We start from the raw sequence: 14,690 nt of genomic DNA on the forward strand, positions 1-14,690 counted from the left end.
TTCTTATTCCTCGAATACATAATGAGCCTCGATCGTTCGGGAAATGCGACCCTGGGGCCCAAACCCTTGCGCGTATACTCGAAAGAACTTGTACTCAGGCTGTTTTTCTTCGGTCCCCACCGTGAGATCCTCGAGCAGGTTATAATCTGGTATCGCACTCTTATCGACACAGGCGATGACATAGCGGGGACTTCGAGCGAGATTGATCCCGCTCAGGGCAAGCGGAACATCTGTCCAGTTCGCCACGCCTCTGAAGTCGTCATTATCCAGGGCAATGGTAGTGTCGATGTCGTAACGCTCGGCAACCCCATTGCAGAAGTTGATGCGATGAGGTGCCTGATTGAAGGTATTAAAGGCCTCGCTGATCGCTGCCTCCGCCGCCTGGAAGGCGATCTGGCCGACGTGGTCGTTGGTTGCCAGTCGCTGCTGCAGGCGGATCGTGTCACTGCCGGCAAAGGCGAGTAGCGCCATGAGCGCCACCAGGATCAGCGTCACCAGCAATGCCATGCCGGATTGTCTCCGCGTTACGTCTCTTTTCATTGGATGCCTCACAGGTTACGAAGCGCCACCACCCGGGCTACCCGAGCGCGCATCCGGTTGTCGTTGAACGCGAGATTCCCAGCCACGTTCGGCCAGTCGAAGCTCTGGGGCGTGGGAGTGTCGAAGGTCAGGGAGGCGGAGCGCAGGATCAGGTTGAGACGCACGGCGCGAACGGATGCCCAGTTCATTACCGCAGCGGCGGGCTGAAAGGTGCCGGAATCGTCCAGGTATTCGAAGGCGATCGCCTCGACACCATCGAGCAGCGGTACCTTAGCGCCCCCGTTATCGATACGCTGACAGAAGAGTTCTTGATCGTCATCGACGCCGAGCTGCACCACGACGATTTTATCGATGTCCTCGGTAATCGCTTGATTGTTGCAGCCGATGATTTCCTGATTCTGCAAGGCAGCCGGCCGAAAGCGGATCCAGATGTCGTCCGACCCGGCTTTGCTGGCCACTATCTGTCCGTCCGCGAATGCAGGCGCGGATCCGTTCGCCGGGAGCGCCAGGAATTCGGTCTGGCTGAACCAGTAGTCTCTGTAGCCGGCCAGCAGCAGTTGCTTCGTGATCAGCCGCACGGCATAGCGTTGGCTGTCGGTGACTTCGCTGGAAACGACGGTGGATTGATAGCTCTGGCGACTCGACAGGTAATAACTGCTCACCAGTACCACCAGAATCAGGCCAATGGCGATGGAGATCATCAACTCGATGAGCCCCACACCGCGTTGCCGGGCCAAGCGCCCCTTTTGAGCAAGAGTCGAGAGTTTCATAGGCGAGTATCCAGCATGACGCAGCCACCCGATGCCGCGTCTGCGCCGCAGGCAGGTAGAGGGTTCGCTGCGTCAGGGGGTTGCTGCCTCCAGCGCAACGAGATGGCCACCCGATCGACATCGTTCACCTGGGCGACACTGACGGTAGCCACCGCATTGGGCAGCGTCTGGGCTACATCCGCGAGCCAGGCATCCCGGAGGCACGCGCCTGGCTCGGAGGGACCGCAGGCGGGCGATGCAGCATCCAACGGTAGCGTGAAGGCCGCCGCCTCATCGGCATCGGTCCGCATCAGCTCGAGCATACCGTTGGCAAGCGAGATGGCCTCCACGCGCCAGCGCGCATCCCGGGCGTCCTGCAGGCTCGTCAATTGCAGGCCTGCCACGCCGAGCAGCGCGATGCTGATGAGCAAGAGAGCGATCAAGGATTCGATCAGTGAAACCCCCGTCTGACGCACGGCCTTACCCCACGCTAGTTACATTTTTGTATCATCCTGTATCGATTCTACAAGCATCTCATCATTTCAAAACATAAAAAAGTCGGGCAAAAGCCCGACTTTTCAACTTAATGAAAACGGTTTTTCTCACCCGCTGGCGATGACCTGCTCCCTCAACTCCTTGGGCATCGAAAAGGTGATGGTCTCTTCACGGCCTTCCAGCTCCTCGGGTACCTCGGCGCCCAGTTCGCGCAGGCGCTCGATCACGCCGTTGACCAGCACCTCGGGAGCGCTTGCCCCGGCCGTGATGCCGATGCGCTCGGCGTCACGCAGCCAGGCCTCGTCGATCAGGCTGGCGTCATCGATCAGCTTGGCAACGGTTCCCATCCGTTCGGCCAACTCGCGCAGGCGGTTGGAGTTGGAGCTGTTGACGCTACCCACCACCAGCACCAGGTCGCTTTCGGCCGCCAGCTGACGCACGGCGTCCTGGCGGTTCTGGGTGGCGTAGCAGATGTCGTCCTTGCGAGGCCCGTCGATGCTCGGAAACTTTGCGCGCAGGGCGTCGATGACCCGAGCGGTATCGTCCATGGAAAGGGTCGTCTGGGTGACGAAGGCCAGTGCCTCGGGGTCGTTCACCTCGAGAGCCCGAACATCGGCCTCGTCCTCGACCAGGTAGATGGCGCCACCATGGGAGCTGTCGTAACGGCCCATGGTGCCTTCCACCTCGGGATGGCCGGCGTGGCCGATGAGGATGCACTCCTGGCCGCGCTTGGCGTAGCGCAACACCTCCATGTGCACCTTGGTCACCAGCGGGCAGGTGGCATCGAACACCTTGAGCCCGCGGCGTTCCGCCTCCTGCTGCACGGCGCGCGATACCCCGTGGGCGGAGAAGATCACCGTCGCCTCGTCGGGCACTTCGTCGAGTTCCTCGACGAAGATCGCCCCGCGCTCGCGCAGGGTATCCACCACGAAGCGGTTGTGAACGACCTCGTGGCGCACGTAGATCGGCGGTCCCAGCACATCCAGGGCGCGATTGACGATTTCGATGGCACGGTCGACGCCGGCGCAGAAGCCCCGGGGATTGGCCAGCTTGATCTGCATGGTGAGCCTCGCTTGATACGTTCGGGTATCGTGGCGGTGTCAATGAAAGGAAATAACGTTGACTAGTGAGTGGTTGATGGTCGGACCTCGATCACCTCCACCTCGAAGGTCAGGGTACGCCCCGCCAGGGGATGATTGAAGTCCACTTCCACATGCTTGTCGTCGATCTCGGCGATGACGCCGGGCACCTCGCCGCCGGCCGCATCGGCGAAGGACATCACCAGCCCCTCCTCGATCTCGGTTCCCTCGAAGCTGTCTCGCGGGATGCGTTGCACGTTCTGAGGATTGTGCTGGCCGAAGGCATGTTCCGGGGCAATGGTATAGCTGCCGCTGTCGCCATCGGTGAGACCCGTCAGCGGCGACTCGAATCCCGGCGGCAGGTTGCCATCACCCATCTGGAAGGTCGCCGGCTGCTTGTCTCGGGTGGAGTCGACCACGGTGCCGTCCTCGAGCTTGAGGGTGAAATGCAGCGTCACCTCCATGCCCTCGCCGATGCGGTATTCGCTCATATCGTTGAATGTCCTGTTCGAAAGTCAGTGTTCGGAACTCTTCCGGCGACGCTCATGGCGGGCCTCGCGCAACGACTGGAGAATCAACCCGATGGCCCCCAGGGTGATGGCGGTATCCGCAAGATTGAAGGCTGGGAAATAGTGGTCCTGCCAGTGAAAGGAGAGGAAATCCACCACATAGCCATGTACCAGGCGATCATAGAGATTGCCCAGCGCCCCGCCGATGATCAGGGCCAGGGAGACTGCCGTCAGTGTCTCGTTCGCCTTGAGGCGCGTCAGCCAGACGGTCAATCCAATCGTCGCACCGATGGCAATCAGTGCAAACAGCCAACGTTGCCAGCCATCGTGCGTGGCCAGGAAGCTGAAGGCGGCGCCGGTATTGTGCAGCAGGGTCAGGTTGAATACCGGCAGCAACTCCACGGGCTGGGCATAGTAGAGCATGCTGCTGGCCAACGCCTTGGACCCCAGGTCCAGCATCACGACCAGCACCGACAGCCACAACCAGCGCAGCGGCCTGGCCATGGGTCTCGCTTGCGTAGGTGCGGCCATCGCGTCGACCCCGGCACGCTTGGTTTCGGCGCTCTTCGTTTCGGCCTTAGGCATAGTGGCGTTCTTCCCCCGGCCCTTCCGGCAGGTTGCTGATGCACCGCCCGCAGAGGTCCGGGTAGTCATTGTGCTGACCGACATCGGGACGATGGTGCCAGCAGCGCTCGCACTTGGCGTGCGGGCTGGCGACGACCGCCACCCTGAGGCCGTCGAGCTCGGTGGCCTCGGCGGCTTGGCCACCCTCGGCGTCGAAGGAGGTCAGATGCACCTCGCTGGTCAGCATCACGAAACGCAGCTCGTCGCCCAGCCGGCCCAGGGTCTCGCGCAGGCCATCGCTGACGTAGAGCGTTACCTCGGCAGCCAGGCCACTCTTGATCACCTTGGCGTTGCGGGCATCCTCGAGGCACTTGTTGACCGCCTGCTTGACCTCCAGCACCTGCTCCCAGAAATCCCGGTCGAAGGTGGCGCCGTCATCCAGGGTCTGCAGTTCGCCATAGAAGGTCTCCAGCAGCACGCTGGCCCGGCGCTCGCCGGGAATGTGCTCGTAGATCTCCTCGGCGGTGAAGGAGAGGATCGGCGCCACCCAGCGCGCCAGCGCCTCGACCACACGATAGAGCGCGGTCTGGCAACTGCGCCGCGCCAGGGAGTCGGCCTGGGTGGTGTACTGGCGATCCTTGATGATGTCCAGATAGAAGCCGCCCAGTTCCCGGGCACAGAAGGTATGCACCTGCTGATGGACATCGAGGAAGCGATATTCGGCGTAGGCGGTCTCGATGCGCTTCTGCAACTGGGCGGCGCGATCCACCACCCACTGATCCAGGGCCAGCATCTCCTCGAAGGCCACGGCGTCACGCTCGACCTCGAAGCCGTTGAGGTTGGCCAGCAGGAAGCGTGACGTATTGCGAATGCGCCGGTAGACGTCGGCGGTACGCTTCAGGATTTCGTCGGAGACCGCCATCTCTCCGGAGTAGTCCGTGGAGGCGACCCACAGGCGTAGTATGTCGGCACCGAGCTTGTCCATGACCTCCTGGGGGGCAACCACGTTGCCCACCGACTTGGACATCTTGCGCCCCTGGGCATCGACGGTGAAGCCATGGGTCAGCAGGCCCTTGTAGGGGGGATGACCGTCGATGGCGCAGCCGGTCAGCAGCGACGAATGGAACCAGCCGCGGTGCTGGTCGGAGCCCTCCAGATAGAGATCCGCCACCGGACCGTCGCGATTCTCGGGATGATCGAAGACCGACGCATGGGAACCGCGCAGCACGTGCCAATGCGTGGTGCCGGAATCGAACCAGACGTCGAGGGTGTCGCCGATCTGCTCGTAGTCCGCCGCCTCGTCGCCCAGCAGTTCGCCGGCATCGAGCCGGAACCAGGCCTCGATGCCCTCGGCCTCGATGCGCTGGGCGACCTCCTCCATCAGTTCCAGGGTACGCGGATGCAGCTCACCACTGACGCGATGCAGGAAGAACGGGATCGGCACCCCCCAGTTGCGTTGACGCGAGATGCACCAGTCCGGGCGATTGGCGATCATGGAGTGCAGTCGCGCCTTGCCCCAGGCGGGCACGAACTGGGTGGTCTCGATGCCTTCCAGCGCCCGCTGGCGCAGGGTCTTGCCATCCGCCCCCTCGATGTCCATGCCGACGAACCACTGGGCGGTCGCTCGGTAGATCACCGGCGACTTGTGGCGCCAGCAGTGCATGTAACTGTGGGTGATCTTCTCGTGGGCCAGCAGCGCGCCGACCTCCTCCAGCTTGGCGACGATCTGCGGGTTGGCCTTCCAGATCATCTGGCCGCCGAAGAACTTGAGATCCTCGGCATAGACGCCGTTGCCCATGACCGGGCTCTTGATCTCCTCGAACTCCATGCCGTAGGCGCGGCAGGTGACGAAATCGTCCACGCCGTAGGCCGGCGCGGAGTGCACGATGCCGGTACCCGCGTCGGTCTCGACATAATCCGCCAGGTAGACCGGCGAGAGACGATCGTAGAACGGATGGCGAAAGTTCAGATGTTCGAGATGGGTGCCCGAGGTGGTCGCCACGATCTCGCCCTGGAGTTCGTAGCGTTCGAGGCAGCTCTCGACCAGGTCCGCCGCCAGCACCAGCAGCCGCTCGCCGGTGTCCACCAGGGCATAGTCGACCTCGGGATGGACATTGAGCGCCTGGTTGGCGGGAACGGTCCAGGGCGTGGTGGTCCAGATCGCCACGATGGCAGGCTTGTCGAGGCGCTCGAGCCCGAAGGCCCGAGCAAGCGCCTCGGCATCGTCGGCCGCGAAGGCGACATCGATGGCATCGGATTTCTTGTCGGCGTATTCGACCTCCGCCTCGGCCAGGGCCGAGCCGCAATCGAAGCACCAGTTGACCGGCTTCAAGCCCTTGAAGACATAGCCCTGCTTGACCATCTCGGCCAAGGCCCGCACCTCTTCGGCCTCGTTGACGTGGTCCATGGTGCGATAGGGGCGCTGCCAGTCGCCGACGATGCCCAGGCGCAGGAAATCCTCGCGCTGAACGTCGATCTGTTCCGCGGCATAACCGCGGCACAGGGCGCGGGTCTCGTCCGGCGGCAGGTGCTTGCCGTGGATCGTCTCGATCTTGTGCTCGATGGGCAGGCCGTGGCAGTCCCAGCCCGGTACGTAGGGCGCATCGAAACCGGCCAGGCCCTTGGCCTTGACGATGATGTCCTTGAGGATCTTGTTGACCGCATGCCCGATATGGATGCTGCCGTTGGCATAGGGAGGGCCATCGTGCAGCACGAAGGTCTCGCGGCCCTGCCCCGCCTCGCGCAGGCGTCCATAGAGGTCGATCTCCTGCCAGCGCTGGAGCCGCGCGGGTTCACGCTTGGGCAGGTTGCCGCGCATGGGAAAATCGGTTTCGGGCAGATTGAGGGTGTGCTTGTAATCGCTCATGGGTTTCCATCGCTATCGCGCCTGGCGGCTCCGGGGCCGGCGTGCCCGGGGGTCGGCGCCAAGGGCGCCGATGCCAGATAGGGTGTCAGATCGCTGCCGCTCTCTTCGTATGCCGGCCAGGCTTGAAAATAGTCGTGCGCTCGGGCCTGATCCGCCTGGATCTGGCCCTTGAGTGCCTCCAGGCCCTCGAAATGCTGTTCGCCGCGAAGGCGGGCACAGGGCAGCACTTCGATGGTCTGGCCGTAGAGATCGCCGTCGAAATCGAACAGGTTGACCTCCAGCACCGGACGCTGCACCCCGCCCACGGTGGGGCGCCAGCCGATATTGGCCACCCCGGGGAACCTCCGCCCATCGCGCAATCGTGTGATGACCGCGTAGACGCCTCGCAACGCCATGGGGCCGGGTAACAGCGGCACGTTGGCGGTGGGCACGCCGAGCGTGCGCCCCAGCTGCTGGTCGGCGACCACCCGGCCCGCATAGGAGTAGGGGCGGCCCAGCATGCGCGCCGCCTGCTGGAAGTTGCCGCTGGCCAGCAGTGTGCGCACCCGGGAACTCGAGACCCGTTCGTCGTCGAGCGTGAAAGTACGGGTATGTTCGACACCGAAGCCCCGCGTCTCGCCGACCCGGGTCAGCAGCATGAAGTCGCCGAGCCGATCGCAACCGAAGCGGAAATCGTCGCCGACCACCAGGTGACGCACCCCCAGCCCGTCGATCAACACCCGCTCGATGAACTCCAGCGCCGTCAGGCTGCGCAGCGCCTCGTTGAACGGCAGGCAGACGATGCGCTCGGCCCCGTGAGCCGCCAGCAGCCGGGTCTTGTCACGCAGGCGGGTCAAGCGCGGCGGCGCCTGATCCCCCGCGAAGAACTCTCGCGGCTGGGGCTCGAACACCACCACCGTCACCGGCAGCGCCAGCGCCTGGGCACGGTCTCGAAGCTGCCCGAGTATCGCCTGATGGCCACGATGCACGCCGTCGAAATTGCCGATGGTCGCCACACAGCCACGATGATGCTCGTTCAGATTGTGTAAGCCGCGAATCAGTTCCATGCGTCGTTCACGCGCCTGTAAAAGAGTCGATTATAACGAAGCCACAAGGCCTTGGCAGCCACGCCCCTGGCTAACTGTTGAGACGGAAATGGCGCAACCGGATGCCACTGGCCACCAGCCAGGCGAAGTACAGCGTCACGCCGCCCACCACCAGGGCCCCGAGGGTCAGCACCCGCTGCTCCACTTCCCAGTGCAACCAGGCCTGCCAGGGAGGAGAGAACCACCACAGCCCGGCCCCCAGCAGGGCACAGCCGCCGCCCAGCTGCCAGGCATAGCGCCCCCAGCCCGGCTGGAAGACAAGCACCCCCTGGCGGCGCAGCCCCCGGGCCAGCAGGCCGGCATTGAGAAACGCCGACAGTGCCGTGGCCAGGGCCAGGCCGGCGTGGGCCAACGGCAGGATCAACGCCAGGTTCAGCGCCATGTTGGCGACCATGGCGATGATGCCGATCTTGACCGGCGTGGCGGTGTCCTGGCGCGCGAAATAGCCCGGCGCCCAGATCTTGATCAGCATGAAGGCGATCAGACCCAGCGCGTAGGCACGCAGGCTCATCGCCGCCATGGCGATATCGCGCTCCGTCATGGCGCCATAGTGGAACAGACTGATCAGCAAGGGCTCGGCCAGCACCACCAGGGCGAGGGCCGACGGCAACCCGATCAACAGCACCGCGCGCAGTGCCCAGTCGAGCATCTGGGCAAAGTGCTCCCGGGACTGCTCGGCGTGACGCTTGGACAAGGCCGGCAGAATCACCGTGCCGATGGCGATGCCGAACACCCCCAGGGGCAGTTCCACCAGGCGATCCGAGTAGTAAAGCCAGGAGACGCTGCCCGCCGCCAATAGCGACGCCAGCACGGTGTCGAGCAGCAGGTTGATCTGGGACACCGAGACACCGAACAAGGCCGGCGTCATCAGCTTCAATATCCGCCGCACCCCCGGGTGCCGAAAACGCGGCCAGGGCCTGGGCATCAGCCCCAGCCGCGCCAGAAACGGCACCTGAAAAACCAGTTGCGCCGCCCCGGCGATCAGCACCCCCCAGGCCAAGGCCAGGGAAGGCGTCTCCATCCAGGGCGTCAGCCACATCGCGGCGCCGATCAGGGCCAGGTTCAACAGCACCGGCGTGAACGCCGGCACGGCGAAGCGGTTCCAGGTATTGAGCACGCTGCCCGAGAAGGCGGTCAGCGAGATCAGCAACAGATAAGGGAAGGTCAGCCGCAGCATCTCGGCGGTCAGCGCCAGCTTCTCGGGATCGCGGCCGAACCCCGGGGCGAACAGCCAGGCCAGCCACGGGGCCAGGACCACGGCGACGGCGGTGATCAGCGTCAGCACCACCGCCAGGCTACCGGAGACGGCATCGAGCAGTTCGCGTACTTCCTGGCGAGAGCGTTTGGTCGCGTACTCCGACAGCACCGGCACGAAGGCCTGGTTGAAGGCCCCCTCGGCGAACAGCCGACGCAGGAAGTTGGGAATCTTGAAGGCGACGAAGAAGGCGTCGGCCCCGCTTCCGGCCCCGAACAGGGTGGCGATGACCATGTCCCGGGCCAGACCCAGTACCCGGGAAAGCATGGTCATCGCACTCACGATCGCCCCGGAGCGCAGCAAGCCCGCTCGCGGTGTCGCGCGTTCGCCGGGCGCCGGATCACCTTGCGCGCCGTCGCCTGCGCCGGGTGCGTCCACCTGGGCATCGTCTCCGGTCACCGCCGGCTTGGCGACAGGTTGAGTCTCTTCGTCCTGCGGGGCACTCACTCCAGGGCACCTTCCTCGATCAGAAGCCATGCATAAAAAAACCGGCCGAAGCCGGTTTCTTCCCGAGCACCTGACACTCTAGCCCGCGTGGCGGGTGTCGGGCTCAGCGAGCGTCCGGCTTACGCAGCCAGCGCCTTGATTCGCTTGTTCAGGCGGCTCTTGAGGCGCGCGGCCTTCTTCTTGGAGAGCGCGTCCTTGTCGGCGATACGGTCGATGACCGGCTGGGCCGTACGGAACTCTTCCATGGCCTTGCCATGATCGCCACCCTGAATCGCCTTGATCACGCGCTTGATGTAAGTGCGGACCATGGAACGCTGACTGGCGTTGTGCTGACGGCGCTGTTCCGCCTGACGTGCGCGCTTGCGCGCTTGCTTGCTATTCGCCACCGTAATCTCCTTGGAGAACCATAAAATGCGGTGTAAGTGTTTGATCCGACTTGGTAATCGAACGTTTCCAAACCGGTCTGGCCATGCAGCATCACAGGCTGATCACGGGCCACATCTGAGAGGATGCGAAATCCTATCACAATGCCCCAGGCCTTGCCACACATGGCCCTGCCGGTTTTCGAGCACGCCTACAGGATCACCAGGTTGTCGCGATGGATCAGTTCGGGCGCCTCCATGTAGCCGAGCAGCCCTTCGATGCGGTGGCTCGGCTGACCGAGGATGCGTGCAGTCTCGTCGCTGCCGTAGTTGACCAACCCCTTGGCCACCCGTTCGCCCTGCTCGTCGAGACACACCACCATATCACCGCGGACGAAGCGCCCCGACGAGGCCTTGACCCCGACCGGCAACAGGCTGGAACCGCGCTCGCGCAATACCCCGACGGCCCCGGCATCCAGGGTCAGGCTGCCGCGCACCTGCAACTGGCCGGCCAGCCAGCGCTTGCGCGCCGCCAACGGTGCATGCTCGGGACGTAGCAGCGTGCCCAGGCGTTCGCCCTCGATCAGGCGAGTAAGCACGTCGGCCTGGCGCCCGCTGGCGATCGCCGTGACCGCACCGGAGCGCGCCGCCAGCCGTGCCGCGCGCATCTTGGTGGTCATGCCGCCACGCCCCAGCGCACCGCCCCCGCCGGCCATCGCGATCAGCCGTGGATCATCGGCTCGGCCCTCGTGGATCAGTTGCGCCCCCGGATGCAGGCGGGGATCGGCATCGAACAGGCCTTCCTGGTCGGTGAGGATCAGCAGTGCCTCGGCCTCGAGCAAGTTGGCGACCAGAGCCCCCAGGGTATCGTTGTCGCCGAAGCGTATCTCGTCGGTGACCACGGTATCGTTCTCGTTGATCACCGGCACCACGCGCAGGGCCACCAAGGTACGCAGCGCCGAGCGCGCGTTCAGATAGCGCTTGCGATTGGAGAGATCGTCATGGGTGAGCAGGATCTGCGCGCTACGCAGGCCATGGCGGGTGAAATGCCCTTCATAGCATTGTCCCAGGACGGTCTGGCCGACCGCGGCAGCGGCCTGCAGTTCGTGCACCGCCGAAGGGCGCGCACTCCACCCCAGGCGCACCATACCGGCGGCCACCGCACCGGACGACACCAGCACCACCTCGATGCCCCGGCCATGCAGCGCGGCAATCTGATCGACCCAGCCACCGATGGCGGACTCGTCGAGGCCACGCCCGTCATTGGTCAGCAAGGCACTACCGATCTTCACCACCACCCGACGCGCACTGGTCAGCGCCTCGCGTCCCGGCACCCGCTCGTTGCTCATCTCACGATTATCTCCACCATGATTCGACCGATCATCGAACAGCGCCCAGCTCGATCGGTGATATCAAAGCGTCACGAGCGACGGTGAGGCAAGGCGAAAGCCGTCGAGGAAGCGCAGTTTACAAGTGGTAAATGAGCATTCCGAGATGGCTTTCAACACGGCATCACCGAGCGCAGCCGCTTTGAGACACCGATCAGGGGACGTACTCGACCTCGACATCATACTCACCATCGTCGAAGTCGTCGTCATCATCCTCCTCGCCGGCCCGCTTGCGCTTGCGACTCAGCCGCGCCTCGGCCCGGGCCACCGCCTCGGCCTCCATGCGCCGCCGCATGTCGGCTTCGCGCGCCGCGGCCTCTTCGTCCTCGGTCTCGAGCCGGCGCTGCTCGGTCAGCCAGCGGTGGGCCGCTTGCACGAGGGCATCGGTTCCCTCGTTGCCGATCGCCGAGATACGGAACACCGGCCCGCTCCAGCCAAGACGGGAAACGATCTCGTCGATGCGCGCCTCGCGCTCCTCTTCCGGCAGCAGGTCGAGCTTGTTGAGCACCAGCCAGCGCGGTCGCTCGGCCAGGGTGGCGGAGAACTGCTCCAATTCATGGGTGATGGCCCGGGCGGCCTCCACCGGATCGGAATCGTCGAAGGGCGCCACATCGACCACATGCAGCAACAGCCGCGTGCGGGTCAGATGCTTGAGGAAGCGCAGTCCCAGTCCGGCGCCGTCGGACGCCCCTTCGATCAGGCCAGGCACGTCGGCCATCACGAAGTGCTCATGGGTACCCAGCTTGACCACGCCGAGATTGGGCACCAGCGTGGTGAACGGGTAGTTGGCCACCTTGGGCTTGGCCGCGGAGACGGCACGAATCAGCGTCGACTTGCCGGCATTGGGCATGCCCAGCAGGCCGACGTCGGCCATCACCTTCATTTCAAGACGCAGGTTGCGCCGCTCGCCCTCGGTACCGGGGGTCGTTCGGCGTGGCGCCCGGTTGGTGGACGACTTGAAATGAATGTTGCCCAGGCCGCGGCGTCCGCCCTGGGCGACCAGCACCACCTGCCCCACCTCGGTCACATCGGCAATCACTTCCAGGGTGTCCTCATCGATCACCGTGGTGCCCACCGGTACCTTGACGTGCAGGTCGTCGCCGGCCTTGCCGCTCATCTGCCGGCCCTGGCCGGGCTGGCCGTTGCGCGCCTTGTAGAAGCGCTGATACTTGAAATCGATCAGCGTGTTCAGGGCGTCATCGCCGATCAGGTAGACGCTGCCGCCATGGCCGCCGTCGCCGCCATCGGGGCCACCCTTGGGAACGTACTTCTCGCGGCGAAAGCTCAGGCAACCGTTACCGCCGTTGCCGGCTTCCGCGATGATCGACGCTTCATCGACGAACTGCATGGGTCATTCTCCCGACGGCAATACCGTCCTGATACAGGAAGGCCCCGCCTGGGCGGGGCCTTCTCGGTGCAACGTGCGCGGTGCCTCAGGCGGAGACGACACTCACGAACTTGCGATTCTTCGGCCCTTTGGTCTCGAACTTGACGACACCGTCATTCAGGGCGAACAGGGTGTGATCCCTGCCGATGCCGACACCGGTTCCGGCATGGAACCTGGTGCCGCGCTGACGCACGATGATGTTACCCGGCACGACGGCCTGGCCACCGAACAACTTGACGCCAAGGCGCTTGGATTCGGAATCGCGACCGTTACGGGAACTACCGGCTGCCTTCTTGTGAGCCATTGCAAATACCTCGCTCGTTGAGGGGTGACGCCGTTTAGGCGGAAATCCCGGTGATCTTGACTTCGGTGAACCACTGGCGGTGGCCCTGGCGCCGCATGGAGTGCTTGCGACGACGGAACTTGATGATGCGAACCTTCTCGCCGCGACCGTGGGACACGATCTCGGCGGACACCTTCGCACCATCGACCAGCGGTGCGCCGACCTTGATGTCATCGCCATCGGCAACCAGCAGGACCTGGTCGAAATCCAGCGTCTCGCCGGTAGCCACTTCAAGCTTCTCGAGCTTCAGGGTCTGGCCTTCCTGGACGCGGTACTGCTTACCGCCACTCTTGATAACTGCGTACATAACGTTCTCCAGACACTCATCCAAGGTGGGCTCTTCATCGACCTGCGGCGAGTGGCGCCCCTTTCGGCAGCCATCTGACAGGGAGCATGATGAGTAGGGTCGCGGATTATAACCGCCCCCCGGCGCCATCACAAGAGCCTTTGGGCGCGTCGCCCCTGGGATGCGCCTTGCCTTGACGCCTTGCGGAGGGCCTCATAGCATGACGACAGCCCAAGGTCGGCCCAGGTGCTGCGAACGAGCCCGAAGCGGCCCAACCCCTTTACAGATAAATGCCATGCAGCCCAACGCATCGCCCATTCATGCGGCGGTGGTGGAAGATTTCGCCGCCGTCGACCGTACCATCCTCGCCCAGCTCGGCTCCCGGGTCCCGCTCGTCGAGAGCATCGGCCATTACATCATCGACAGCGGCGGCAAGCGCCTGCGCCCCTTGCTGGTGCTGCTGGCCGCACGCTCCCTGGGCTACAGCGGCGAGCGGCACATCACCCTGGCCACCCTGATCGAGTTCATGCACACCTCGACGCTGCTTCACGACGACGTGGTCGACGAGTCGAGCATGCGCCGCGGCAAGCAGACCGCCAACGAGCACTGGGGCAACGCCCCGTCGGTGCTGGTCGGCGACTTCCTCTACTCGCGCTCCTTCCAGATGATGGTCGAGGTGGGCTCGATGCGGGTCATGGAGATTCTCTCGGCGGCCACCTGCACCATCGCCGAGGGCGAGGTGCTGCAGCTGACCAACATCGGCAATCCGGATATCGACGAAGCCGCCTATTTCGAGACCATCCAGGGCAAGACGGCGATGCTCTTCGAGGCGGCCTCCCACAGCGGCGCGGTGCTCGCCGACGCCTCTACCGAGCAGGAAGAAGCCCTCAGGCTCTATGGACGCTACCTGGGCCTGGCCTTCCAGTTGATCGACGACCTGCTGGACTATCAGGGCGACGCCGGCACCATGGGCAAGAACGTCGGCGACGATCTTGCCGAAGGCAAGCCGACCCTGCCGCTGATCGAGGCGATGAACCGTGGCAGTGCCGAACAGACCCAGCTGATTCGCCGGGTGATTCGCAAGGGTGGCCTGGATCAGCTCGACGAGGTCATGGCCATCGTCAACGACACCGGAGCGCTGGACTACACGCGTCGTCGCGCCGAGGAAATGGCCGACCTGGCCCTGGCCCAGCTCGACCTCCTGCCCGAGAGCCGCTACCGCGAGACCATGGCGGAACTGGCACGCCTGGCGGTGGATCGCCAGGCATGACAGCCGGCAGGGTTGCGTGTGGCGGCGCGATGGGTATAATGCAGCCCCGTTGAGGCTCATGCTCA

Annotated in this window: 15 protein-coding genes; 1 reads left to right on the forward strand and 14 read right to left on the reverse strand. The window is 64.3% G+C overall.

Features of this window, described 5'->3' with window-relative positions; genetic code table 11:
- Positions 1-3: 3 nt before the first annotated feature.
- From BUA41_RS15940 to rplU, 14 genes are all read right to left on the reverse strand, one after another.
- A complete protein-coding gene (locus BUA41_RS15940) occupies positions 4-507 on the reverse strand; it encodes a pilus assembly PilX family protein (RefSeq protein WP_072824668.1) in 504 nt (167 codons plus the stop codon).
- 41 nt (positions 508-548) lie between these two features.
- Positions 549-1,277: a PilW family protein gene (locus BUA41_RS15945; protein WP_175546996.1), complete on the reverse strand. Its 729-nt coding sequence runs from the start codon at positions 1,275-1,277 to the stop codon at positions 549-551.
- 29 nt (positions 1,278-1,306) lie between these two features.
- The gene (locus BUA41_RS15950) at positions 1,307-1,765 is read right to left on the reverse strand and encodes a type IV pilus modification PilV family protein (protein ID WP_072824673.1); all 459 of its coding nucleotides are present in this window, start codon (positions 1,763-1,765) and stop codon (positions 1,307-1,309) included.
- 126 nt (positions 1,766-1,891) lie between these two features.
- The gene (ispH, locus tag BUA41_RS15955; protein ID WP_072824675.1) at positions 1,892-2,845 is read right to left on the reverse strand and encodes a 4-hydroxy-3-methylbut-2-enyl diphosphate reductase; all 954 of its coding nucleotides are present in this window, start codon (positions 2,843-2,845) and stop codon (positions 1,892-1,894) included.
- A 62-nt stretch (positions 2,846-2,907) separates the two neighbouring features.
- Positions 2,908-3,354, reverse strand: coding sequence for an FKBP-type peptidyl-prolyl cis-trans isomerase (gene fkpB, locus BUA41_RS15960; protein WP_072824677.1), 447 nt, complete (start codon positions 3,352-3,354; stop codon positions 2,908-2,910).
- A gap of 24 nt (positions 3,355-3,378) precedes the next feature.
- The gene (lspA, locus tag BUA41_RS15965) at positions 3,379-3,903 is read right to left on the reverse strand and encodes a signal peptidase II (protein WP_072824754.1); all 525 of its coding nucleotides are present in this window, start codon (positions 3,901-3,903) and stop codon (positions 3,379-3,381) included.
- Between the two features lie 46 nt (positions 3,904-3,949).
- Positions 3,950-6,802 (reverse strand): isoleucine--tRNA ligase, encoded by a 2,853-nt coding sequence (gene ileS, locus BUA41_RS15970; protein WP_072824678.1) that lies wholly within the window; start codon positions 6,800-6,802, stop codon positions 3,950-3,952.
- Positions 6,799-7,848 carry a bifunctional riboflavin kinase/FAD synthetase gene (gene ribF, locus BUA41_RS15975; RefSeq protein WP_072824680.1) on the reverse strand — a complete coding sequence of 350 codons (1,050 nt, stop codon included), beginning with the start codon at positions 7,846-7,848 and terminating at the stop codon, positions 6,799-6,801. Before ribF ends, ileS begins: the two co-directional genes overlap by 4 nt.
- 70 nt (positions 7,849-7,918) lie before the next feature.
- A complete protein-coding gene (gene murJ / locus BUA41_RS15980) occupies positions 7,919-9,442 on the reverse strand; it encodes a murein biosynthesis integral membrane protein MurJ (protein WP_281247858.1) in 1,524 nt (507 codons plus the stop codon).
- Between the two features lie 266 nt (positions 9,443-9,708).
- Complete coding sequence (gene rpsT / locus BUA41_RS15985) at positions 9,709-9,975, reverse strand: 30S ribosomal protein S20 (protein WP_072824682.1); 267 nt, start codon at positions 9,973-9,975, stop codon at positions 9,709-9,711.
- 188 nt (positions 9,976-10,163) lie between these two features.
- A complete protein-coding gene (gene proB, locus BUA41_RS15990; RefSeq protein ID WP_072824684.1) occupies positions 10,164-11,300 on the reverse strand; it encodes a glutamate 5-kinase in 1,137 nt (378 codons plus the stop codon).
- 193 nt (positions 11,301-11,493) lie between these two features.
- Positions 11,494-12,687, reverse strand: coding sequence for an Obg family GTPase CgtA (cgtA, locus tag BUA41_RS15995; RefSeq protein WP_072824686.1), 1,194 nt, complete (start codon positions 12,685-12,687; stop codon positions 11,494-11,496).
- 85 nt (positions 12,688-12,772) lie between these two features.
- Positions 12,773-13,030, reverse strand: coding sequence for a 50S ribosomal protein L27 (rpmA, locus tag BUA41_RS16000; RefSeq protein WP_072824688.1), 258 nt, complete (start codon positions 13,028-13,030; stop codon positions 12,773-12,775).
- 34 nt (positions 13,031-13,064) lie between these two features.
- On the reverse strand, positions 13,065-13,376 hold the full coding sequence (gene rplU, locus BUA41_RS16005) for a 50S ribosomal protein L21 (protein ID WP_072824690.1): 312 nt from the start codon (positions 13,374-13,376) through the stop codon (positions 13,065-13,067).
- A gap of 274 nt (positions 13,377-13,650) precedes the next feature.
- Here rplU and ispB point away from each other — a divergent pair, with 274 nt between their 5' ends.
- A complete protein-coding gene (gene ispB / locus BUA41_RS16010; RefSeq protein ID WP_072824692.1) occupies positions 13,651-14,625 on the forward strand; it encodes an octaprenyl diphosphate synthase in 975 nt (324 codons plus the stop codon).
- Positions 14,626-14,690 lie beyond the last annotated feature (65 nt).

The sequence above is a fragment of the Modicisalibacter ilicicola DSM 19980 genome (assembly GCF_900128925.1).
GTDB lineage: Bacteria > Pseudomonadota > Gammaproteobacteria > Pseudomonadales > Halomonadaceae > Modicisalibacter > Modicisalibacter ilicicola.

Bases quoted from the DNA above. Each gene is read 5' to 3' on its own strand.
- BUA41_RS15940 (WP_072824668.1), bottom strand. From the start codon at position 507: ATGGCATTGCTGGTGACGCTGATCCTGGTGGCGCTCATGGCGCTACTC.
- ispH (WP_072824675.1), bottom strand. From the start codon at position 2,845: ATGCAGATCAAGCTGGCCAATCCCCGGGGCTTCTGCGCCGGCGTCGAC.
- fkpB (WP_072824677.1), bottom strand. From the start codon at position 3,354: ATGAGCGAATACCGCATCGGCGAGGGCATGGAGGTGACGCTGCATTTC.
- lspA (WP_072824754.1), bottom strand. From the start codon at position 3,903: ATGGCCGCACCTACGCAAGCGAGACCCATGGCCAGGCCGCTGCGCTGG.
- ileS (WP_072824678.1), bottom strand. From the start codon at position 6,802: ATGAGCGATTACAAGCACACCCTCAATCTGCCCGAAACCGATTTTCCC.
- ribF (WP_072824680.1), bottom strand. From the start codon at position 7,848: ATGGAACTGATTCGCGGCTTACACAATCTGAACGAGCATCATCGTGGC.
- proB (WP_072824684.1), bottom strand. From the start codon at position 11,300: ATGAGCAACGAGCGGGTGCCGGGACGCGAGGCGCTGACCAGTGCGCGT.
- cgtA (WP_072824686.1), bottom strand. From the start codon at position 12,687: ATGCAGTTCGTCGATGAAGCGTCGATCATCGCGGAAGCCGGCAACGGC.
- rpmA (WP_072824688.1), bottom strand. From the start codon at position 13,030: ATGGCTCACAAGAAGGCAGCCGGTAGTTCCCGTAACGGTCGCGATTCC.
- rplU (WP_072824690.1), bottom strand. From the start codon at position 13,376: ATGTACGCAGTTATCAAGAGTGGCGGTAAGCAGTACCGCGTCCAGGAA.
- ispB (WP_072824692.1), top strand. From the start codon at position 13,651: ATGCAGCCCAACGCATCGCCCATTCATGCGGCGGTGGTGGAAGATTTC.